The 21,208-nt window shown below is 61.3% G+C and carries 19 protein-coding genes; 8 read left to right on the top strand and 11 right to left on the bottom strand.

Features of this window, described 5'->3' with window-relative positions; genetic code table 11:
• Positions 1–9 precede the first annotated feature (9 nt).
• The 6 genes from K3J57_RS01715 to K3J57_RS01690 all read right to left on the bottom strand — a co-directional run bounded on the left by K3J57_RS01715 (position 10) and on the right by K3J57_RS01690 (position 7,623).
• On the bottom strand, positions 10–495 hold the full coding sequence (locus tag K3J57_RS01715; protein WP_259786119.1) for a DUF2269 family protein: 486 nt from the start codon (positions 493–495) through the stop codon (positions 10–12).
• The gene (locus tag K3J57_RS01710) at positions 495–1,805 is read right to left on the bottom strand and encodes an SDR family oxidoreductase (protein ID WP_259796828.1); all 1,311 of its coding nucleotides are present in this window, start codon (positions 1,803–1,805) and stop codon (positions 495–497) included. The genes K3J57_RS01715 and K3J57_RS01710 overlap by 1 nt, the downstream gene beginning before the upstream one ends.
• Positions 1,802–4,675: a DUF2339 domain-containing protein gene (locus K3J57_RS01705; RefSeq protein WP_259796826.1), complete on the bottom strand. Its 2,874-nt coding sequence runs from the start codon at positions 4,673–4,675 to the stop codon at positions 1,802–1,804. The genes K3J57_RS01710 and K3J57_RS01705 overlap by 4 nt, the downstream gene beginning before the upstream one ends.
• Positions 4,676–4,769: 94 nt before the next feature.
• The gene (locus K3J57_RS01700) at positions 4,770–5,777 is read right to left on the bottom strand and encodes a YcjF family protein (RefSeq protein ID WP_259796823.1); all 1,008 of its coding nucleotides are present in this window, start codon (positions 5,775–5,777) and stop codon (positions 4,770–4,772) included.
• Positions 5,774–6,211, bottom strand: a complete 438-nt coding sequence (locus K3J57_RS01695; protein WP_259793552.1) for a GNAT family N-acetyltransferase — start codon at positions 6,209–6,211, stop codon at positions 5,774–5,776. Before K3J57_RS01695 ends, K3J57_RS01700 begins: the two co-directional genes overlap by 4 nt.
• On the bottom strand, positions 6,208–7,623 hold the full coding sequence (locus K3J57_RS01690) for a YcjX family GTP-binding protein (protein WP_259796821.1): 1,416 nt from the start codon (positions 7,621–7,623) through the stop codon (positions 6,208–6,210). The genes K3J57_RS01695 and K3J57_RS01690 overlap by 4 nt, the downstream gene beginning before the upstream one ends.
• A 192-nt stretch (positions 7,624–7,815) precedes the next feature.
• Between K3J57_RS01690 and truA the strand changes: the two genes are divergently transcribed.
• On the top strand, positions 7,816–8,583 hold the full coding sequence (truA, locus tag K3J57_RS01685) for a tRNA pseudouridine(38-40) synthase TruA (protein ID WP_259796818.1): 768 nt from the start codon (positions 7,816–7,818) through the stop codon (positions 8,581–8,583).
• Between the two features lie 21 nt (positions 8,584–8,604).
• Here truA and K3J57_RS01680 read toward each other — a convergent pair whose 3' ends face one another.
• Positions 8,605–9,729: a YhaZ family DNA alkylation repair protein gene (locus K3J57_RS01680; RefSeq protein WP_259796815.1), complete on the bottom strand. Its 1,125-nt coding sequence runs from the start codon at positions 9,727–9,729 to the stop codon at positions 8,605–8,607.
• A gap of 196 nt (positions 9,730–9,925) precedes the next feature.
• Here K3J57_RS01680 and parE point away from each other — a divergent pair, with 196 nt between their 5' ends.
• On the top strand, positions 9,926–11,896 hold the full coding sequence (parE, locus tag K3J57_RS01675; protein WP_259796813.1) for a DNA topoisomerase IV subunit B: 1,971 nt from the start codon (positions 9,926–9,928) through the stop codon (positions 11,894–11,896).
• Positions 11,893–12,738, top strand: coding sequence for a DUF5677 domain-containing protein (locus tag K3J57_RS01670; protein ID WP_259796812.1), 846 nt, complete (start codon positions 11,893–11,895; stop codon positions 12,736–12,738). Before parE ends, K3J57_RS01670 begins: the two co-directional genes overlap by 4 nt.
• 247 nt (positions 12,739–12,985) lie before the next feature.
• Here K3J57_RS01670 and K3J57_RS01665 read toward each other — a convergent pair whose 3' ends face one another.
• Entirely contained in the window at positions 12,986–13,633 is a 648-nt protein-coding gene (locus K3J57_RS01665; protein ID WP_259796810.1) for a DUF3047 domain-containing protein, read from the bottom strand.
• Between the two features lie 209 nt (positions 13,634–13,842).
• On the opposite strand from K3J57_RS01665, the gene K3J57_RS01660 reads away from it, so the two are divergent.
• Complete coding sequence (locus K3J57_RS01660) at positions 13,843–14,895, top strand: stealth family protein (RefSeq protein ID WP_259796807.1); 1,053 nt, start codon at positions 13,843–13,845, stop codon at positions 14,893–14,895.
• A 30-nt stretch (positions 14,896–14,925) separates the two neighbouring features.
• Here K3J57_RS01660 and K3J57_RS01655 read toward each other — a convergent pair whose 3' ends face one another.
• Both K3J57_RS01655 and K3J57_RS01650 read right to left on the bottom strand, forming a co-directional pair.
• The gene (locus K3J57_RS01655; RefSeq protein WP_259796804.1) at positions 14,926–15,612 is read right to left on the bottom strand and encodes an ABC transporter ATP-binding protein; all 687 of its coding nucleotides are present in this window, start codon (positions 15,610–15,612) and stop codon (positions 14,926–14,928) included.
• Positions 15,605–16,888, bottom strand: coding sequence for a lipoprotein-releasing ABC transporter permease subunit (locus K3J57_RS01650; protein ID WP_259796803.1), 1,284 nt, complete (start codon positions 16,886–16,888; stop codon positions 15,605–15,607). The genes K3J57_RS01655 and K3J57_RS01650 overlap by 8 nt, the downstream gene beginning before the upstream one ends.
• Positions 16,889–17,309: 421 nt before the next feature.
• On the opposite strand from K3J57_RS01650, the gene K3J57_RS01645 reads away from it, so the two are divergent.
• The 4 genes from K3J57_RS01645 (at position 17,310) to K3J57_RS01630 (ending at position 20,306) form a co-directional block, all read left to right on the top strand.
• Positions 17,310–17,813, top strand: a complete 504-nt coding sequence (locus tag K3J57_RS01645; RefSeq protein ID WP_055188041.1) for a type III secretion system chaperone family protein — start codon at positions 17,310–17,312, stop codon at positions 17,811–17,813.
• Positions 17,814–18,203: 390 nt separating this feature from the next.
• The gene (proC, locus tag K3J57_RS01640; protein WP_259796802.1) at positions 18,204–19,016 is read left to right on the top strand and encodes a pyrroline-5-carboxylate reductase; all 813 of its coding nucleotides are present in this window, start codon (positions 18,204–18,206) and stop codon (positions 19,014–19,016) included.
• Entirely contained in the window at positions 19,009–19,359 is a 351-nt protein-coding gene (locus tag K3J57_RS01635) for a tRNA-binding protein (RefSeq protein ID WP_259776529.1), read from the top strand. The genes proC and K3J57_RS01635 overlap by 8 nt, the downstream gene beginning before the upstream one ends.
• Positions 19,356–20,306, top strand: coding sequence for a 2-hydroxyacid dehydrogenase (locus K3J57_RS01630; protein ID WP_375542828.1), 951 nt, complete (start codon positions 19,356–19,358; stop codon positions 20,304–20,306). Before K3J57_RS01635 ends, K3J57_RS01630 begins: the two co-directional genes overlap by 4 nt.
• A gap of 32 nt (positions 20,307–20,338) precedes the next feature.
• Here the strand turns inward: K3J57_RS01630 and K3J57_RS01625 are convergent, their stop codons facing one another.
• A complete protein-coding gene (locus tag K3J57_RS01625) occupies positions 20,339–20,929 on the bottom strand; it encodes a thymidine kinase (RefSeq protein WP_259796800.1) in 591 nt (196 codons plus the stop codon).
• Positions 20,930–21,208 lie beyond the last annotated feature (279 nt).

The raw sequence follows: 21,208 nt of genomic DNA, 5'->3' as shown, positions 1-21,208 counted from the left end.
CGCCCCTTTTCACCACAAATCAGGCCGCGCCAGCATCACCCAGAAAATCGCCAGCATCGCCAGAAAGGCGGGCCAGCCACAGGCAAACCAGATGCGGTAAAGGCGGTGGTATTGGTCCGGCAGATCTGCCCCCTCCCGCGCAGCCCCCTTCGCCAAATCCCGCAGCCGGATCTGGATCCAGACCACCGGCAGCCAGAACAGGCCAACAAAAAGATAAAGCCCGATACCGGTCAGCAACCATGGCTCCCACAGGCTCCACCCCAATCCCCATGCCAAAAACATGCCAGTGATCGGTTGCACCACCGCTGCGGTGGCGGTGAAAACCATGTCTGCCAACACCACGATCCCCGCCACATGGGCGATCAGGGCCGGGTCCCGCGACCGCTGGGCAATCACCATGAAGAACGCAATCCCCGCCCCCGTGCCCATCAGCACCGTGGCCCCAAGGATATGGGCCCATCGCAGCAATAGCAGCCCGTCCACCACGCCTTCCATCAGCGGCTCTCCAACATCGCCCGCAGGGTCAGCGCAGCCAGAATCACCGGGATCACCTTGACCAGCGGCCCCAGCGGATCGATCCAAAGCTGCGGGGTGACAAAACTTGCCGAGCACAGATAGATCACACTGACGGAAATCATCCCCCAACAGGCCAGCCCGGCCCAGCGCCGGACCCAAAGCGCCATCCCAAGTGCAACGTCAACCACCGCCCAGAAAAGAACGGAGAGCTTTGCGGGCCACAGCGCCCAACCCGCATCGGTCAGAACCTGCGCCGCCGCGGTCAGAGAAACCACCCCCATCACACCGGACACAATCCAGAAAAGCGACAGCCCCACCAAAAGCACAGGCATCAGCAGCGACAGGCGCGCCTGCACCCGGTGCTCTGCCCCGACCGGTATCGACGCCAGAACCGCAGGCAAGGAGGCAACCGTCCCACCCGCCGCCTGAAAGGCCGCCGGATCACCAGTGATCCCGTCTTTCAAGACCTCAAGGGCGGTGCTGCGCAGGGGCGAACGCCAGCCCAGCCGCCCGAGGCCATCGGCACAGCGCCCGACCAGTGGAAGCAGGATCGCAGGCACGGGAAGCGACATTCGGGCAGGCCGAAAGCCCAGCCAGTTTCGATGGGCCGCAATCAACTCGCGCAAAGGACGAGGCGTGTCTTCAACCAGATCAAACACCTCCCCTTCAGGCAATTTCCCGGCCAGTGCGGCCTCAACCGCACGGGCGAGATCGTCAATGCCAACAGATTGCACCGGCGTTTTACCAAGGGCCACCGGCTGCACAAACGGCACCGCCGCGAGCATCCGCAAAAGCATGGTGCCGCCATAGGCCTGCTGTGCAATGACCAGGCCGGGGCGCAGGATCCAGACCGGGGCGGCCGAGGCAAGAAGGGCGGCATCCCCAGCCGCTTTTGACCGAAAAAAGGCGGTGCTGGCATCCGGGCACACCCCGGCGGCAGAGATCTGCACAATGGCCACATCATGGCGCGCAGCGGCCTCAGACAACGCGGCAAGCATCCTGTGATGCACCGCCGACAGGTCATCTTCGCCGCCATCCTGCAACGCGCCGGCACAATTCACCACCGCGTCACTGTCTTCTAGCAGATCAGCCCAGTCGGATGGGGCGGTCAGATCCCGCAAATCGGCAATCTGCCACGCCAGATCGGGCAGGATGCGCTGCGCGGTTGCGCGGTTGCGCCCCAGCCCGGTCACCTGATAGCCAGCGGCGCTGAGGTGGCGGGCAATATGCGCGCCGATCAGCCCATACGCCCCCAATACCAGAACCCGCCTCCGGTCTTGGCGCTTCACGGATCAGGTCCCGGTTTGGGAGCCCCCCCGTCGCCCTTCCCCCGGTTTGCGGCCCAGCGATTGAGCCAGGCCAGAGCCACCAGCGACAAGCCCAGCGCAAGGAAGGAAAAGACCCGCATCAGCCCGTCCAACCCGGCCGCATCCACCAGGAAAACCTTGGCAGAGGTCAGGGCGATCACCCCCATGGCCACCCGGCGCATCAGATCGGATCCGCGTGCAATCGCCTGATAAAGCAGGCCCGCTCCGACCAGCAGAAGGGCAACCGTGTAGGTGTAAAGCTCAGGCTGGCGCATCGGTTGGCCCGCAAGTTCAGGGCCGCGCCAGAAATGGGCAATCTCACCCACGGCCCAGAAGGCCAGAAGCCCCGCCCCGCCAAGCCCGAGCCCAAGGCGGGCTTTTCCCGGCAGGTGCGACATCCCACGCGCCACGCCCAGCAAAAGCAACGCGGGCAGCGCATAGGCCACGCCAAGGGTGCTCAGCCCCGGCCAGCCGTGGATCACCTCGCCATAGGTGGTGAACGGGTTGTCCACCAGCAGCGCACGCGCCAGATAGCCAAGCGCCAACACGCCATAGATTGCCGCCAGACCAAGTCGCAGCGTGGCCAAACGCCCGCCCAGTTGCAGCCGCCACAGCTGCACCGCGCCAACCAGCATCCAGATCAGCGCATTCAGCCCATCGCCCCAATGCTGTTCATATTGCACACCCGTGGCCGTTTCGATCGCACGGTCCAGCAAGAGGGCGGCAAAAATGGCCGTCAGCGACAGGGCGGCACTTTCCAGCGTGACCAGAGCCTTGAACCGATTGCGGTCCTTGCCGAGCCACCAGGCCGCCGCCAGCGGCAGGATCGACCCCGCAAAGGCGAAGCTCACGCTGCGGATCGGGGCCTCATCCGCCCAGGGCAGACCCGGGTCCAGCACCAGCCGGGCCGAGACCAGAATGGTGCCAACCACGGCAAACCATTCCAGCAGCGGCAGATCGAACCGCCGGTCAATCTCGACCGTGACCAGCACGGTCAGCGCCAGCGCCACGGTCAGCGCCGAGGGCGACAGCACCAGCATCAGGGCAAAGCTGATCAGGCCAAGCGCCGAAATCAGGGCAAGCGACAGCCGCATCCGGTCCTTGTCACCGGCGCGTGCAAACCGTTCCAGCTTGATCACCATCAGCGCGGCCACCGCCAGCACCACCAGCGCCCAGCGGAAGGCCCCGATCTGGTTGGCAGGCACCCATGTCAGCTCCAGCACCGCCAGCATGGCCGGGGCAAAGATGGCAGACGCAAAGGCCCAGACACGTCTGTGACCATCGCTGGTCAGGCTGCGCCAGGCGGCAATGATCCCCACCCCCACGGCGAGGGCAAGCAGATAGGCCGGGGCCAGACGCAGGTCGCTCTCAACCCCGCGCTCGATCCCGTTTGCCAAGGCCCCCTCCTGTCCGATCGGCACGATGAACGCCTGCCAGACATCCAGGTAGAGCACAGGCTGCATCGCGGCGGTGATCAGCATTCCGATGGCGGGCAGGATCGGCAGATCCTCCATCGCCACACAACGCCGCGCCCAGATGGCCATCCCCCCCGACAGGAGCGCCAAAGCCAAGATCGACAACCAGAACTCGGCGCTGCCAGCCGTCGAGGACAGCATCAGCCAGACCACGCTTACCGCCATCAACCCCTGCAAAAGCAGCATGCGGCGCGGCAGGCTGCGCAGCGATTTCGTCGTGACCAGATGTGGCAGAAGCGCCGCCCCCGGCAGGCGGGGCAGAACGCGCCACCCCATGACGATCACCGCGGCAAATGGCAAGATCAGCGCCGAGCCGATCACCCATTCCGGGTCCACATCCGCAAAGCGCACCAGCACGACCAGCAGGATCTGTCCCAAGATGATCGACAGCGCCGACAGCCACTTCCAGCGGCGATAGGTATCAATTGCCAGCCCCACCAACGTGACCAGCCCAAGATGGGCCACCACCGGAGACGCGTCGGAGCTTCCCCCAAGAAGAAACGGGGTGACAAAGGCCCCGACAATGCCCAGCACGGACAAAAGCGGCCCGGTCAGCCACCCCAGCACAATGGCCCCGGCCGCAACCAATAGCAGCCCGGCAAACAACGTGGTTGGCTCGATCAGATCATACATGTGGCGCGCGGCCAGCAGCCCGGCAAACAGGGTTACGATCCCTGCCCCGGAAAAGACAGAAGGCAGGAAGGCGGCGGGGCTGTCTTCGCCGTCCCCCCAGCGTTTGCGCAGATACTCACCTGCGCCAATCAGCAGGGCACCGAAACCAAGGGCGGCCAGCACCCGTGCGGTGGGCGGCAACAGCCCGGCTTCGATCCCGTATTGCACAAGGAAAATCCCGGCCAGCGCCAGCGACACCGCCGCCACGGCATAGACCCAGTTCTGCACAAGCCAGCTGCCCAACTGCCCCATTATCCGGTCAAAGGCCGAGGGCGTGCGCGGGGCGGGTTTTTGCGCAGGCAAACCCGGCTTTACAGTGCCCGGTTGACGCGCGGCTTTGGTGGTCGGGGGAGGCGTTGTGTCGGAAGCCGGGGCGCGCCCTGCCATTTTGGGATCCCCCCAAGGAGCCCGCGATGCAGCCTGTGATGCGGGCCCTGATGCAGCCTGTGGCTTGGCTGTTGGGCCGGGCGTCGCCTCTTGCAATCCGGCTTGACGGGGCTGCCCGGTCGCGGCCGCTCCCCCCTCCAAGGGGTCGTTCTGCGCCCTGCCCTCCAGCGCCTCCAACTGCTGTTCAGCAGACCGAACGCGACGGCCGAGATCAATGTTCTCGCGTCCCAGATGCGCTGTTCTGACCAGCAGATAGACCACACCCACCGGCAGGCCCAATCCATAAATCAATGCAATCAATACCAAAAACGATTCCATCACATGCTCCTGTGAGATTCGCAGTCAGCCTATCCGGCTCAATGGCAAAGCACCATTGAGGAAAACCCGTAGCGAAAGGCCAAAGCGTCGCGGCTCAGTCTTTCTGGCTGAAAAGCCCCACAAGGGCACGTTTCACGATGACCGTCACCTGCGGGCGTTTTTGCGCAGTGAAGGGCAAGGGGCGGCACACCTCCATCGCGGCGACGCCAACACGGGCGGTCAGCGCCCCATTGACCACCCCTTCGCCGAACCGGCGCGACAGTTTTGACAAGATCCCGCCGCCGGCCAGAGACCCAAGCAGATCGTCCCCGACGGCCACGGCACCGGTTGCAACGAGATGGGTCATGACCGCGCGCAAAAGGCGCCAGCTGCCCAGAGTGCCAGCGCGCCCGCCATAAATCTCGGCCACGCGGCGGATCATGCGGATATTTCCGGTCAGCGCCGCCACAACATCGGCAAGTGCCACCGGGACGATGGCGGTCACGGTGGCCACCTGACGTGCGGCGGCCTCGATCTCGCGCAGGGCGGCCTGATCCAGAGGGGCCATCAGCTCATTTTCTGCAAGCGCCAGCAGCGTGTCGGCGTCAAACGCATCCGCTTCGCGCGCGCTGAGGCGATCAAGTGACCATTTCATCTCGTCCCGGCCACGATAGAACCGGGTCAGGCGCGTCACCACCGCGCGTGCTTCGCCAAGATCCTGATGGGCAAGGGCGCGGGCCACCTCCCCCTGCAGGTGATCCACCCGGCGCAACCGCACCAGGGCGAGCATTTCGCTGAGGCCCAGAAGCGCCCCCACCAAGAGGAAGGCCGCCAGAAGCGCCATGGCCACGGTGCCCAGCCAGAGGTTGCGCGTGATCAGCCCGGTGATGAAATCATAAGCGGCAACAGACAGCCCGAATCCCGCCAATGCCATGAACAGCGACCAGAACCACCGGCCCAGTCGGGATGGGCTGCGGGATGCAACCGACGCCACCGCCTGCATGGCGGCCCCGGTGGGTTCGGACTGGGGCGCATCCGGCACCGGGGGCACCTCGGCGGGGCTGTGTGTCGGCGCATCCTCCAGTTCGATCAGAACGGGGCCTGCATTTTTGTGGTCGGTCATTGCGGCTTACTCCATTCATATCGGATATCAGGCAGGGTTTCGTCATTGTCCCGGCCATCACCACGGGCCACTTCGTGAAACCCCTTGCGCAGATAGAACCGCTGGGCGGCTTCGTTGGCGACAAAGGTATAAAGGGTCAGCCGGTTGCTTGCCTGTTTGGCATGGTCCACCAACGCGCCGCCAATCCCCCGCCCCCGTGCATGAGGGGCGACGTAAAGCGCATGGATGTCGCCCTGCGCACGCGCCAGAAACCCAAGCACCCGGCCCTGCTCCTGCGCCACGCTAACCCAGCCACGCGCCACCAGCCTGGCTGCAAATTCCTTTTCCGACGCGCGGGAATGCACCCGGGGCATCCAGGGCGTGGCCGCATTCCACTGGCTGAGAATATTGGCAATGGCGGGGGCCTGGTCGGGCGTTGCGGGTGTGATCTTCATAGCCGGTCCCCGATGAGGAACTCGGCTGCGCGATCAAGCCGGATATGGGGCGGGCCTTCGCCCGGCTTCAGGCTGATATCAGCCGGGGCAAAGCGCATGATCTGATAATCTGCATCCAGCCAGCTTTCGGCGCCATTGCGGGCAGGTGACAAGAGCCGCGCCGGGTCTTCGGGCAACGCGCCGGGATAAAAAGCGGCCGACTTTCCCGTCTCCAGCAGCCGCCCACGCACACAGTCCAGCGCCTGCCCCTGATGATCAATCCGCTCCTCCACCGTGGTGCGCAGGGCGGCAATCGCCATGGCCGCGGTTTTGGCACCGGCGAAATCAGCCCGATCCCTTGCCTCGCGCAACAGCGCCTCGGTGATGGCGGTCAGGTGCGGATGCTGGGAATGGTGCAGGTGATCGGCCTTGGTTGCGGCAAACAGGATCCGCTCGACCCGGCGCCCGAGGAAAAGCTGGCTGAGGAACGCATTGGACCCCGGGCGAAACGCCGAGAGGATATCGGCCATTGCCCGGCGCAGATCCTCAAGCGCAGCTGGTCCCGCATGGATTGCGCCCAGCACATCGACCAGCACCACCTGCCGGTCGATCCGGGAAAAATGGTCACGGAAAAAGGGTTTCACCACCCGCGCCTTATAAGCTTCGAACCGGCGTTCAAACTCACGATACAGCGACCCGCGCGGCGGTTTGGCAAGCGGGGGCAGCGGCGCGAATGTCAGCGCGGGAGAGCCCTCCATGTCGCCCGGTAGCAAAAAGCGGCCGGGGGTGCAGTCGGAAAACCCGTCCTCACGCGCCTGTCTGAGATAGGTGGCAAAGCTCTCGGCCAGAGTTTTGGCATGGGGTTCGTCAAGGGCGTCCGCGCTGTCTGTCGCGCTCATGCGGGCAAGGAAACCCGCCGCCTGCTCGCGCCCGTCCACCCGCGCCAGCGTGTCGGCAGACCAGTCGGCAAAGCTTTGATCCAGCAGCGCAAGATCCAGCAGCCATTCGCCGGGATAGTCGACAATGTCCAGATGCACCGTGCGCGGGCCACGCAGCCCGCCCAGAAGCCCCGATGGCTGCACGCGAAACGACAGGCGCAGCTCGGATATGGCGCGGGTCGAGGCGGGCCAGACCGGATCCGGCCCGGTCATGGCCGCCAGATGTGTTTCATAGTCGAACCGGGGGACCAGATCATCTGGCTGGGGCTGCAGGAACGCGGTCTGGATCCGGCCCGTGGTGGCGGCGGTCAGCCCGGTCATTCGCGCCCGGTTCATGAGGTTGGCCACCAGCGAAGTGATGAACACGGTCTTGCCTGCACGGCTGAGCCCGGTCACGCCCAGCCGGATCACCGGTTCAAACAGTGCCTCGGATGTGGCATCCCCCACCGCCTCGATCTGGCGTGAAATGCTGTCTGCAATATCCCCGAGCCCCACGGTGTTCTCCTTGTTGTTTGACAAAGAGATAAGGCGGAGGGCGGGGTTTCGCTAGGGGGGAACTGGGGGGGAAGTTGGCGCAACCTGTCCCCGGCAGAGGGGCGCGGCCCCCGCGCGGCATGTGTGCCCGGGATATTTCCGACAGGATAAACGCAGGCTTGTGGGGCGGCGCCGGGCGCGGTATGCGAAGCCATGCCCAGATTTGCGTTGAAAGTCGAATATCATGGCGCGGGATATGCCGGATGGCAGCGCCAGAAAGATCAGCCCTCGGTGCAGGGGGCGATTGAGGCGGCGCTTGCACGTCTGGAGCCGCGCGCGCATACGATTGCGGCGGCAGGGCGCACCGATGCCGGGGTCCATGGCCTGGGTCAGGTGGCCCATTGTGACATGGAGCGGGATTGGGATCCGTTTCGCCTGTCGGAGGCGCTGAACCACCACCTCAGAGAAGCGCGGGTGGCGATTGTCGATTGCGCACAGGTGAGGGATGCGTTTCACGCCCGGTTTTCCGCCACCGAGCGGCGGTACCTGTTTCGGCTGATCTCGCGACGCGCGCCCCTGACCCATGATCGGGGGCTGGCCTGGCATATCAAACATCCGCTGGATGCGGCCATGATGCAGGCCGGGGCTGACCGGCTGATCGGGCTGCATGATTTCACCACGTTCCGCTCGTCGATCTGTCAGGCGGAAAGCCCGGTGAAGACGCTGGATGAGTTGCGGGTGGAAGAGGTGATCCGCCCAAATGAGGTGGAGTATCGCTTTCACGTGCGCGCACGCTCGTTCCTGCACAATCAGGTGCGCTCATTCGTCGGCACGCTGGAGCGGGTTGGCGCGGGGGCCTGGACCCCCGATGATGTAACCGCCGCCCTTGAGGCACGTTCCCGCCCCGCCTGTGGCCCGGTCTGCCCGCCCGAAGGGCTGTATCTGGCCGGGGTCACCTATCCGCAAGACCCGTTCGCCTGAACGAGGTCAGATCAGGATATTTCAGACCAGGGTGAACTGGGCTGTGCCGAGCCTGCGACCATTCACCTGCACGCTTAGCTGATGGGCGCCGGGATAGAGGCGAAAGGTCGTGGCATTTCCCTTGAAGTGATGGGATTTCTGCAAGGTCACCCGCTGCCCGGCTTTCAGGGACAGGGTTTTCAGCTTGAACACTTTCTCGGACAGTTTGCCGCCCGCGCGCTGAAACTGGATCACATAGTCAACCAGCAGGGCGGTGTCGTGATCCACGGTCAGGTCAAACCGGAACTCCAGCGCCGTATCAATCGGCACCCGGGAATGCCCGGGCGCAAGCTGGATCGGTCCCATCGTCACCTTGGCATCGCTGCGATAGCCCAGCAGATCCAGCGCGCCGGGATGGCCCTGTTTGACCAGCGTCCGGCAGGCATGGCGGGTCATCCAGCCCAACTCTTTTGCGTTCTGCCGCCCCTCTTGCCGCCACCGGGTGAGTGTTGCGACCACCAGTTCCGGGTCGGTCTTGGCAATGTCATTCAGATGATTGGCCACCGAACGGGTCACATAGCGGGTCGGATCGGCGTGGAGCGTATCAAGGATCCGGATCGTCTCATGTTCCGCCCACCCGATCCGCTGCCCCCAGGGCAGCTTCGGGCGCGCACCCTCAGACGCCAGGCGGCGCACGTGGTAGTTCTCATCCTGCGCCCAGCCAGCCAGCACGGCCTGCATCCGACCCTTGTGACGGATCAGGAACGGACGGATGGCAAATTCCATCGAAAACCGGCGGGTCAGCGCATGGAGCAGCGGCAAGGAGACATCGAGATCCTCAAGCCCGTTGCGCGCCACGAACTGCCCGAACGGGTCGATAATGAAATCACCAAAGTCATCGTCGCTCTTCGACGGGTCCAGCTCAGGCGGCAACGCATTGTGGATCACCTCTGCTGCGGCAGGGAACGCCTTTGGCAGGTGATCCTCCAACACTTCGGCAATCCACAGGATCCGCGCCTTGAGCTCCAGCGCGGGCAATTGCCCCATCACCTGCGCCTGGAAACCCGCCGCGTCAAATCCGGGCAGCGCATCAGACAGCCAGCCGGCCAGCATCTCGACCTTCCTAGCATTGATCAACTGATCTTTCAGACTGAACCCCTGTGACATGCGCCACCCCTTTGTTCACGTTTTACCCCACATTACTATCCCCCCAGTTTTTCACAAGCCAAAAGCGGCGCGGCCCCTGTGGAAAACTTATGCACAGCTAATTCAGCCGATTTTCCCGTCAGGGCTTCCCCCCGTTCGATGCCTCGGCCATAATAAAACCCCAACGAGCAGAACAGCTTTTCAAGGCGGCATATCCATGAGCGAAGACCTTCTGGCCGGGCACATAGCCAACGCAGGCCAAGATACCTATGATGCATCCTCGATCGAAGTGCTGGAGGGGCTGGAGCCTGTGCGCCAGCGTCCGGGCATGTATATCGGTGGCACGGATGAACGTGCGCTGCACCATATGGTGGCGGAGATCCTCGACAACTCGATGGACGAGGCCGTGGCCGGGCATGCCAACCGGATCGAGATCGAACTGCACGCCGATTACGCGGTCACCATCCGCGACAACGGGCGCGGCATCCCCATTGATCCGCACCCGAAATTTCCCGACAAATCGGCGCTTGAGGTCATCCTGTGCACCCTGCACGCGGGCGGCAAATTTTCCGGCAAAGCCTATCAGACCTCGGGTGGCCTGCATGGCGTGGGCTCGTCGGTCGTGAACGCCCTCTCTGACAGCATGGTGGTCAAGGTCGCCAAGAACAAAGAGCTGTTTGAGCAACGTTTTTCGCGCGGATTGCCGCTGGGCCCGGTGGAAAAGATCGGTGCGGCCCCCAATCGCCGCGGCACCGAGGTGACATTTCACGCCGATGAACAGATCTTCGGCAAGCACCGTTTCAAGCCCAAGCGCCTGTTCACCCTTGCGCGCTCCAAAGCCTATCTGTTTTCCGGCGTCGAAATCCGCTGGAAATCCCATATCGACGATGGCGAAACGCCCACCGAAGCCAGCTTTCACTTCCCCGGTGGCCTGGCCGATTACCTGAAGGAAACTCTTGGCAAGGCGTCGGTCTATGCCGAGGCGCCTTTTGCGGGCAAGGTCGAGTTTCGTGAGAAATTTGGCGAGCCGGGATATGTCGAATGGGCGATCAACTGGACGCCTTCGCGCGACGGTTACATCCAATCCTATTGTAACACCGTGCCCACCCCCGAAGGCGGCACCCATGTCACCGGGTTCTGGGCCGCGATCCTGAAGGGGATCAAGGCCTATGGCGAACTGGTGGGCAACAAGAAGGCCGCGAACATCACCCGTGACGACCTGCTGGCGGGGGGCTGTGCGCTGGTCAGCTGTTTCATTGCCGACCCGGCCTTTGTCGGCCAGACCAAGGACCGCCTGTCGACAGAAGCCGCCGCCAAGATGGTCGAACAATCCGTGCGCGACCATTTTGACAACTGGCTGGCGGCGGATACGAAATCTGCGGGTGCGATCCTCGATTTCCTTGTGCTGCGCGCCGAAGAGCGTCTGCGCCGCCGGCAGGAAAAAGAGACCCAGCGCAAAACCGCCACCAAGAAACTGCGCCTGCCCGGCAAGCTGGTGGATTGTTCCGCCACCAACCGCGACGGGACCGAGCTTTTCATCGTCGAGGGCGACTCGGCGGGCGGATCCGCCAAAATGGCACGCAACCGCAAGACACAGGCGCTGTTGCCCTTGCGCGGTAAGATCCTGAACGTGCTGGGCGCGGCGAGCTCGAAACTTGGCACCAACGCGGAAATCAGCGACCTGACACAGGCGCTTGGTGTCGGGCTGGGCACGCGGTTCAACGTGGATGATCTGCGCTATGACAAGGTCATCATCATGACCGACGCGGATGTGGACGGGGCGCATATCGCGTCACTTCTGATGACGTTCTTCTTCACGCAAATGCGCCCGATGATCGACGCGGGGCACCTCTATCTGGCCTGCCCGCCGCTCTTCCGTCTGACGCAGGGCGCCAAGCGGGTCTATTGCATTGACGAGGCCGAGCGCGATGCGTGGTTGGAAAAGGGCCTTGGCGGCAAGGGCAAGATCGACGTCTCGCGCTTTAAGGGTCTTGGCGAAATGGACGCGAAGGACCTGAAAGAAACCACGATGGACCCAAATTCACGCACACTCATCCGCGTGACCATCGACGAGGACGAACCGGGCGAAACCGCGACATTGGTCGAGCAGCTGATGGGCAAAAAACCCGAGCTGCGGTTCCAGTATATTCAGGAGAACGCCAAGTTCGCTGAGGATTTGGATGTTTGACAAAACTCACATTCGATAAAAATCACTCAAAAGAGAATTCAGAAAAGGTTGAGTTTCTTGACACCACTTTGTGGTTGCTGAACCGCTTATCCGTTGAGTTGATACTAGCTGGGGACAAACAGGTCTTTAGTAAGCAACAGAGACGAGTTGCTTCAGGTCTCTTAATCTCTGCTTGCTCAACAGGCGCTATAATATCAGATCTCACGAGTGAACTCTCAGTACGTACCAGTAATAGCCTTCAACTCGCGCGTACGGTTTATGAAGGCTGTCTAGGGGCCTCATACATACTTGCAGGAGACAAAGAGTATGCCAAGCGAGCGGAAATGTATTCTATCTACAAGACTTTCCGATCACAAAGAACCTTCTTCAAAACCGACGACACCAGCCAGCTAGTTCAAGCGTATCCAAAGTTATGCAAGTCGGAACAAATTAAAGAATGCGTGGATTTCTTTGAGAAAGGAGATGGAGCAAGAAAAAAACAGTGCTATTTACATGACCGCACACAACGCATCGATATTGTCGGCCGCGCCTCCTCCAAAGCAAAGGTCCTATTTCAGGGCGTTGAAGCTAGTTGCTTTGAACTCGCATCAGAATTTGCACATGCATCTTTTTTTGCCTTCGAACGCGATTCCGACAACGCAAGAAACGCAATAGGATTAGGCGTTGAAGGCCTCTCGGCCCTGGCCATTCAAACCGTAATCCTGAGCCTCGACGCAGTTGCACAAACTGTTTCAGCTCTTGAGCCGGAAATAGAAAGCTCAAATCATATCCACGAAGCAGTGATACTTTTCTACCAAGCCCAAGCACCAGAATCTGCTGAGCAGATTGAGCTGTTGAAGTAGAGTTCAACTGCTTTCCCGGCACGTGCGCAGCACGGGCCACGCCCGACCCTCCCCACGGGAGGGCGTATTGCTACGGTTCCGGGTGATGCTACGTTGATGATCAATCACACCACTCGCCAAGCCCCACCGTTTCGAACGCCCACCCAGGGTCGGGCGTGGCCCTTCGGTTGCACAGTTTGGGAGGGTGCTGTCCAGCCTTCGACCGGACCGGGCGTTTCCGGCAGGAGGAGCGTTCCCTCTCGGCAGATCACTCCAACCGCAGCCCTTCAATCACGCCCATCATCTCGGCATCCGTATCGTCACTATCCGCTGACAGGGCCAGTGCGACCAAGGCCCCCGGCGTCCCACCGAAGGCGCGTTTATAGTCGGCGGCGAGGTTGATGCTCTCCGTTGCCGCCCCTTCCCCCGACGGGCGCAGAACCACGGTTTTGCCGCGGGCCCCAAGGTAAGGCGAGGGCAGGAGACTGCCGCGTTTATGCGCGCCGCCATGCACGTAAACCAGCACCCGGCCATCGGGGTTTTTCAGCAGCTTGCGCAGGCTCTGCCGTGTCGCCTGATCAGCCTGATCTTTGGGCAGGAAGGCAAAGTAAAGCGCCAGATTGCGATCATCCCCGCCTTTGCGGGTCAGATCCGTGGGCGGGACAGATTTCGCCACGGACCATGTCCATGACGCCCTGCTTGCCCCCTGTTCGGATATGGGCAGGAGTTTATAGGTGATCGACACGGACCCATCCGCATCCACCGCCATGCGATCTGGCGCTCCTTCAAACGTCACCCGCGAAAAGAACGAGGCAAACCAGTGGGTCTTCCAATCGTCCAGCCGGATCGGACCGGCTTTGGCGGGCACCACAACCATCCCCAAAAGGGCAGAGAGAAAAAGAATACGGGTCAACATGACACCGGCATAGCACCGTTTGAGCAAGGATCAATCTCCCGGATCCGTCCCTCACATGAATGTCAGTGCATGTCATTGACATGTGACCCGGTCCTGAGGCCCCGCACAAACGGAATTTTTGCCCCCAGTCTTTCGTGACTGGCACAATTTTGAATTGTATAATAGGTTGGCAGCCTCTTTTTTGCGACGGCTTTAAAAGGAACATATTGTTGCAGACGCCACCAAATATTGACGCGGTCATAACCTGGGTCGATGGGAACGATCCGGATCACAAGGCCAAACGTCTGGCATATCAGGGCAAGCAAACGAACCTTCACACCGCTGCAACCTCGGATACGCGGTTTGACAGTCAGAACGAGGTGTATTTCTGCATTGCCTCGATCCTGAAATATGCCCCTTTCATTCGCACCATCCATGTGGTGACGGACAATCAAAGCCCCGCGTTTCTGAAGCGTTTCAGCGATGAAGGCCTATGCGCACCGGATCGCATTCGCATTGTCGACCATCGTGAGATTTTCCGGGGGCATGAGGATGTTTTGCCCACGTTCAACTCAAACTCCATTGAAACCATGCTCTGGCGCATCGAAGGGATGGCTGAGCATTTCGTCTCGTTCAACGATGATTTCTTCATTAACCAGCCACTTTCTGCGAGCGATTTTTTTCAAGACGGCCTGCCGGTCCTGCACGGTCAATGGGAAAAACCCGAGATCAATTCATTCCGAAACCGTAAGCGCGAACTGCTCCAGGCTCTTGGCTTGAAGAAAACCGGGATCAAGCCAAACTTTCTGATTGTTCAGAACAGGGCTGCTCTTTTGGTGGGAATGAAAGATCGGTATTTTTGTTACGGGCATTATCCCCGCCCGCTGCGCCGCTCTGTTTTTTCGGAATACTTCAACGAAAACCCCGGCGTTTTGAAAGACCAGATCCAGCACCGTTTTCGGCGATCCAAACAGTTCACGCCGCCATCCCTGGCCTATCACCTTGAGATCAGTCGCTTCGGCGTGACACCCTCTCAGCCAGCATCCGTCGCCTATTTCCACCCGGAAGAAAGCCCAAGCCGCACATGGTTTGACGACCTGCGCCAAGAGGCGAGCAAATTCGGCTGCATTCAAAGCCTTGACGAATGCCCGAGCGATCTGGCGGCAGAGATCCAGATGGTTTTGAAAACAAAATTTCAAAGCCATCTGCCCTCATGCCTGCATCCGGAATGTGCAGAATATCAGGCGGCAGACGAGGCCAGAACCGTGGGCGTTTCAGGATAGACAGGTGCTTCAGGCCGCTCCTGAAACGCTTTAACCAACCTCGGCAATCACCCCATCTTCCAGCCGCAACACCCGGTCCATCCGGGCGGCCAGTTCAAGGTTATGCGTGGCGATGAACGCCGACAGGCCGGTGTCCCGCACCAGTTCCATCAGGGCGGCAAACACGGTGTCCGAGGTGGACGGGTCGAGATTGCCGGTGGGTTCATCCGCCAGCAAGATTGCGGGGCCATTGGCCAGCGCCCGACAAAAGGCAACACGCTGCTGCTCACCGCCGGACATTTCCGCCGGACGGTGATCCGCGCGCTCGGCAACCCCCACACGTGCCAGCAGATCCTGCGCCCGCGCCCGGGCCGCGCGGTCAGACACCCCCGCAGCCAACTGCGGCAGAACCACGTTTTCCAACGCGGTAAACTCCGGCAGCAAGTGGTGGAACTGATAGACAAACCCCACCCGATCCCGGCGCATTTCGGTGCGTTTGCGGTCAGCGGCGCGGGTCATGTCCTGCCCGCAGATCTTCACCTGTCCGGCATCTGCCCCATCCAAAAGCCCGGCAATATGCAGAAGTGTGGATTTGCCGGAACCAGAGGGCGCAACCAGTGCCACCACCTCACCTCTGGCAAGGGTCAGGTCGGCCCCGCGCAGCACGCGGATCTCGCCGGGGGTTGCGGGATTAAAGGTCTTTTCCAGGCCGGTGAGTTCAAGAACGGGATCACTCATAACGCAGCGCCTCTACCGGGTTCATCCGTGCCGCTTTGCGGGCAGGAAACAGGGTGACAACAAAGCTGAGCGTCAGCGACAGGGCCACCGCAGAGAAGACATCCCAGAACTCAAGCTTGGCAGGCAGGCGATAGATGCCACGGATCTGTGGATCCCATGCCCCCCCGCCGGAAAGGTAATTCACCAGCGAAAATACACTGTCGATATTGATCGCAAACAGGCAGCCAAGGATCACCCCCGCAATGGTGCCCACCACGCCGGTCAGCGAACCACAGAGGAAAAACACCCGCAAGACCGCCCCTTCGGTCAGCCCCATGGTGCGCAGAATGCCAATGTCACGCCCCTTGTTCTTGACCAGCATGATCAGACCCGAGGTGATGTTCATCGACGCGATCAGCACCAGCACCGACAGGATGATGAACATCACGTTGTCTTCCATATCAAGCGCATTCAAAAACGCCCCGGACCGGTCGCGCCAGGTCCAGGTGGTTGAAGGCTCCTGCACGGCCTGCATCATCGGCAAAAGCAGCTCATCCACCGCTTCCGGCTCCTCGACCATCACCTCGATCTCATCTGCGGTGCCTTCGCGGTTGAAAAAGCTCTGCGCCTCGGCAAAGGGCAGATAGACACGGGTGCGGTCAATGTCCCAGCGACCGGCCGTAAAGATATAAGTGACCTCATAGACATTCACCCGAGGACTGGTGCCAAAGGCGGTTTTCACCCCGTTGGGCGAAATGATCTTGATCTTGTCACCGGTGGTCACCCCCAGTTCCTGCGCCACACCCGACCCGATCGCAATCCCGTTTGGAAACTGCGAAATATCGCCCAGATGGCTTTCCGGCCGTGCGATGCGGGGAATGGTCAGAAGGTCCTCATATCGGGTGCCAAAGATCTCAACACCGGCATTGTTTTGCCCCTTGTTGGCCATCACCTGCCCCTTGATCAGCGGGGCTGCGCGGGTCACGCCGGGGAGTGCACCAATGCGCTCAGCCCAGGCGTCAAAATCCCGGATTTCGCGGGTGACCTGCCCCTGCTCGTTCACATGGGTCTGGGAAAACACGGTGACATGGGAATTGGCCCCAAGGATCGTGTCGACGAATTCGTCCCGGAACCCGGTGCGCACGGCAAGGGTGATGATCAGCGCGGCCACGGCCAGCGTGATGCCAATCAGGCTGATCCATGTCATCGTGCTGACCCCGCCTTCGGTGCGACGCGCGCGCAGATAGCGCCAGGCGATCATCCATTCATAGCGGGAAAAGGGGGCGGTGCGGGCCAAGGGGCACTCCGGTTCTTGCTCGTTTGCTTGCGTTTTTTGTAAGGGAGAGGCCAGCAGCTGCCACTTTCCCCTCATTCTGTCTGGCAAAGTGGGGGGTCGGCCCGCAAAGGTCAAGCGCGAGGCCGCCTTGCCCTCCTGTCTTTGCCCTCAATCGGCAGCAAAACGCCTTGTGCCAGCACCGTTTTCAACATGCTGAACCGATCCCGTGGACAAAGCCTCCCCGCTCTGTGGAGAAGCCACAGATTTCTGTGGACAAGTGAGGTTATTTCACAAGTTCCTCTTTACAGGTTACCCCAAAGCAGACACCATATCTAGTAAGGAAACGGCGCGAAGACCGCCGAACCTAGTACAGGCAACGAGATCTGCACCGCATCATTGGGGCGATGCCAGCGCGGATCTGACACCGAGAAGGGTACGCGACATGGCTGCCACCGAGCATTACCTTGAAACCGACGACATGCATCCGATCGACATTGTCGAATATATCGCCGAGCACCACGCCTGGGAGTTTGATCGGGTGGCCGATGACCAGATCGCCATGGCGGTCGAGGGACAGTGGCGCAACTACTCGATCACGCTGGCCTGGTCCGATTATGACGAAACCCTGCGGCTGATCTGCAGCTTTGAAATGGAACCGCCCGAGGACAAGCTGCCGAAAATCTATGAAGCGTTGAACAGTATCAACGACCAGTGCTGGAAGGGGGCCTTTTCCTACTGGCACGAACAGCGGCTGATGGTGTGGCGCTATGGGCTGGCGCTGACCGGCGGCGGGACGGCGTCCCCCGAACAGATTGACCACCTGATCGCCACGGCGGTGGCCACATCCGAGCGGTTCTATCCCGCCTTCCAACTGGTCTCATGGGGGGATCACACGGTAGAAAACGCCCTGCAGGTGGCCATTGCCGATGCCTATGGGCGGGCGTGAGACCGCTTAGGCCGGGCGAAACAGGGGCAAAAGGAACACGAGAAACGAGCAGTTCTCCCAGCAAAATTCGGTCTTTCGGGGCCGTTTTTTGTTGTCTGGAACAGGTGGTCGGCAGAAGGGGCTTTGCCCCTCGCCTCTTCGAGGCTCACCCCAGGATATTTCCAACCAGAAAATAAGCCCTGCGGCACGGTTTGCGCACAGTTTGCCGATTGCGGCCCGGCAGTGTCCTGCCTTGAGCAAGTCACCCAAAGCGCGTCGAGGCACACCTGATCCACTTGATTTGCCCAAAACGCGCGGAACCTGTTGATGCCATGGACGTTTCGGTATCAAACTGTGTTTCACGCTGGCCTCAAACGCTTTCATTTCGGCCAGAATTCGGGAGGGAAACGGATGGATGATCTGAAAACGCGCGGACTGGTGCTGCTTGGCTGTGGCAAGATGGGGTCGGCGATGCTGGAAGGCTGGCTGGGGCAAGGGCTGCCAGCCCGGTCGGTCTGGGTGCAGGATCCTTACCCGTCGGACTGGCTGAAAGGGCTGGACGGCCTCAACCTGAACCAACCGCTGCCTGCAAACCCCGCCATTGTGCTGATTGCGGTGAAGCCGCAGATGATGACCGACGCCCTGCCCGAGCTGGCCCCGCTCGGCAATGGGGATACGCTGTTTCTGTCCGTGGCCGCAGGCACGCCGATTGCCACCTATGAAACCCTGCTTGGCAAGCGCACCCCGATCATCCGCGCCATGCCCAACACCCCGGCGGCGATTGCCCGTGGCATCACCGCAATCTGCGGCAACGCGATGGCAGATGCGGCCCAAATGGACCTGGCCGAGATGCTGTTATCTGCGGTGGGACAGGTGGTGCGTCTGGACGGCGAGGAGCAAATGGACGCGGTCACCGCCCTTTCTGGGTCCGGCCCGGCCTATGTGTTCCACCTGATCGAGACACTGGCCGCGGCGGGGGCTGCGCAGGGCCTGCCTGAGGATCTGGCCATGCAACTGGCCCGGGCCACGGTGGCGGGCGCGGGGGCGCTTGCGGAAGAGGCCGAGGAGACCCCGACACAATTACGTGTAAACGTGACCTCACCCGGCGGCACCACGGCGGCGGCCCTTTCGGTTTTGATGGATGAAAACAATGGCTTTCCTGCACTGCTCACCCGCGCGGTGAAAGCGGCAGCGGACCGGTCAAGGGAGCTTGCAAATGGCTGATCTCACACCTGAAATCACGTTTGATGATTTCATGAAAATCGACATACGCAAAGGCACGGTTCTGCGTGCTGAACCTTTCCCCGAGGCGCGCAAACCGGCCATCAAGCTCTGGGTTGATTTCGGGCCGGAGGTGGGGGAGCGCAAAAGCTCAGCCCAGATCACCCAGCATTATACGCCCGAGGAGCTGGTTGGGAAATCGGTGCTGGGGGTGGTGAATTTTCCACCGCGCCAGATTGGCCCGATGCGGTCAGAGGTGCTGATCCTTGGGCTTTATGATGCGCAGGGCAATGTCGGGTTGATCACGCCGGACAAGGACACGCCGGATGGGGCACGCCTATGCTGAGCCTCTTTATCTCTCGCCCTCTTCCCGATGCGGTTCTGGATCGGGCCCGGGCGGGATTTGACGTCACCCTGCGCCACGACACCAGCGCGATGGGGACGGCCGAGATGGTCACCTCGTTGCGTGAATTCGATCTGGTCCTGCCCACGCTGGGCGATCTTTACACGGCTGAGGTGTTTGCCGAGGCGGGGGAAAGCCGCGCGCGGCTGCTTGCCAATTTCGGGGTGGGCTACAATCACATCGACGTTGAGGCCGCTCGGCGCCACGGAGTTGCGGTTACCAACACGCCCGGCGCGGTGACCGATGCCACCGCCGACACCGCCATGACATTGATCCTGATGACCGCCCGACGCGCCGGTGAAGGGGAGCGTCTGGTTCGGGCTGGCGCGTGGGAGGGCTGGCATCCAACCCAGATGCTGGGCCTGCACGTGACCGGAAAAACCGTGGGGATCATCGGCATGGGACGGATCGGGCAGGCCATTGCCCGGCGCTGCCATTTTGGCTTTGGCATGAAGGTCGTGTATTTCAACCGCTCCCCCAAGCCGGTCGATTTCCCGGCCCGGCAGATGCAGAGCATTTCGGAGGTTGCCCGCAGCTGTGACATTCTGGTCATTGCCACGCCGGGGAGTGCGGAAACGCATCACCTGATCGGGGCCGAGACCTTTGCCGCCATGCGGCCGCATGCTCTGATGGTCAACATCTCACGCGGGGAAGTGGTGGATGAGCAGGCCTTGATTGCCGCGCTGGATGCCCGATCCATCGGCGGGGCGGGGCTGGATGTCTATGAGTTCGAACCTGCGGTGCCAGAGGCGTTGATGCGCTTTGAAAACATAACCCTGTTGCCCCATCTTGGCACCGCCACGCTAGAGGTTCGCACCGACATGGGCATGTTGGCATTGGATAATCTGGAGGCTTTTGCCCGGGGGGATGCGCTTCTTACCCCTGTGTGAGGGGCGCCCGCGCGGCAGAAGCCCGAAACGTCTCAGCGATCCGCCTGATCGCCCACCGCTTCGCGCCAATGGCGGCGGCAAAGCGACACATAGGTTTCATTGCCGCCGATCTGCACCTGGGCCCCGTCCACCAGCACCTTGCCGGTTTCGTCCTGCCGCACCACCATCGTCGCCTTCTTGCCACAGTGGCAGATGGTGCGCGCCTCGCGCATTTCATCGGCCAGGGCCAGCAGGGTGGCGGAGCCGGGAAACAGGTTGCCCTGAAAATCCACCCGCAGCCCGTAGCACATGATGGGCACATCAAGATCATCCACCGCACGGGCCAGTTGCCATACCTGTTCGTGCTCCAGAAACTGGGCCTCATCAATAAAGATACAGGCACAGGGAGCAGCCGCCAGCCGTGTCTTGATCTTGGCGAAAAGGTCTTCTCCGGCCTCAAACGTATCTGCTTTGGCCCCAATCCCGATCCGCGATCCAATCCGCGCCTCACCTGCCCTGTGATCGAGCTTTGCCGTCAGGAGATAGGTCTGCATATTGCGTTCGTTATAGTTATACGACGCCTGCAGAAGCAGGGTGGATTTCCCCGCATTCATGGTTGAATAGTGGAAGTACAGTTTTGCCATGGTCCTGAAATACGCTGCGGACCAGACCGGTTCAACCGGCAATCTGCCCACATGTCGAACCGCAGACTATTCCCCACACCCTTTCAGCCACCCGGCGGGCGGCGCAAAGGAAAAGCAGTATGGGGGCGAAACAGTGACACCAACACCCGAGGTCAGTAGCACATTGTGCCTTGGGGATGGAACAGACCTCATCACTCACACGCACCACTCATTTCGAGCCTCGGAAAAGCTTCCGAATTTCCCAGGAAATTGCCTAGGCCCCCACCTGTTTCAGCGCTT

Source organism: Aliiroseovarius crassostreae (assembly GCF_025137635.1).
GTDB classification, from domain to species: domain Bacteria; phylum Pseudomonadota; class Alphaproteobacteria; order Rhodobacterales; family Rhodobacteraceae; genus Aliiroseovarius; species Aliiroseovarius crassostreae.
This window is presented reverse-complemented; position numbering and strand designations above follow the sequence as displayed.

Excerpts from the sequence above, each read along its gene's own strand:
- K3J57_RS01645 (WP_055188041.1), top strand. The coding sequence starts at position 17,310 with ATGGCTGCCACCGAGCATTACCTTGAAACCGACGACATGCATCCGATC.
- parE (WP_259796813.1), top strand. The coding sequence starts at position 9,926 with ATGAGCGAAGACCTTCTGGCCGGGCACATAGCCAACGCAGGCCAAGAT.
- K3J57_RS01680 (WP_259796815.1), bottom strand. The coding sequence starts at position 9,729 with ATGTCACAGGGGTTCAGTCTGAAAGATCAGTTGATCAATGCTAGGAAG.
- K3J57_RS01665 (WP_259796810.1), bottom strand. The coding sequence starts at position 13,633 with ATGTTGACCCGTATTCTTTTTCTCTCTGCCCTTTTGGGGATGGTTGTG.
- K3J57_RS01625 (WP_259796800.1), bottom strand. The coding sequence starts at position 20,929 with ATGGCAAAACTGTACTTCCACTATTCAACCATGAATGCGGGGAAATCC.
- K3J57_RS01695 (WP_259793552.1), bottom strand. The coding sequence starts at position 6,211 with ATGAAGATCACACCCGCAACGCCCGACCAGGCCCCCGCCATTGCCAAT.
- K3J57_RS01635 (WP_259776529.1), top strand. The coding sequence starts at position 19,009 with ATGGCTGATCTCACACCTGAAATCACGTTTGATGATTTCATGAAAATC.
- K3J57_RS01705 (WP_259796826.1), bottom strand. The coding sequence starts at position 4,675 with ATGGAATCGTTTTTGGTATTGATTGCATTGATTTATGGATTGGGCCTG.
- K3J57_RS01655 (WP_259796804.1), bottom strand. The coding sequence starts at position 15,612 with ATGAGTGATCCCGTTCTTGAACTCACCGGCCTGGAAAAGACCTTTAAT.
- truA (WP_259796818.1), top strand. The coding sequence starts at position 7,816 with ATGCCCAGATTTGCGTTGAAAGTCGAATATCATGGCGCGGGATATGCC.
- K3J57_RS01715 (WP_259786119.1), bottom strand. The coding sequence starts at position 495 with ATGGAAGGCGTGGTGGACGGGCTGCTATTGCTGCGATGGGCCCATATC.
- proC (WP_259796802.1), top strand. The coding sequence starts at position 18,204 with ATGGATGATCTGAAAACGCGCGGACTGGTGCTGCTTGGCTGTGGCAAG.
- K3J57_RS01700 (WP_259796823.1), bottom strand. The coding sequence starts at position 5,777 with ATGACCGACCACAAAAATGCAGGCCCCGTTCTGATCGAACTGGAGGAT.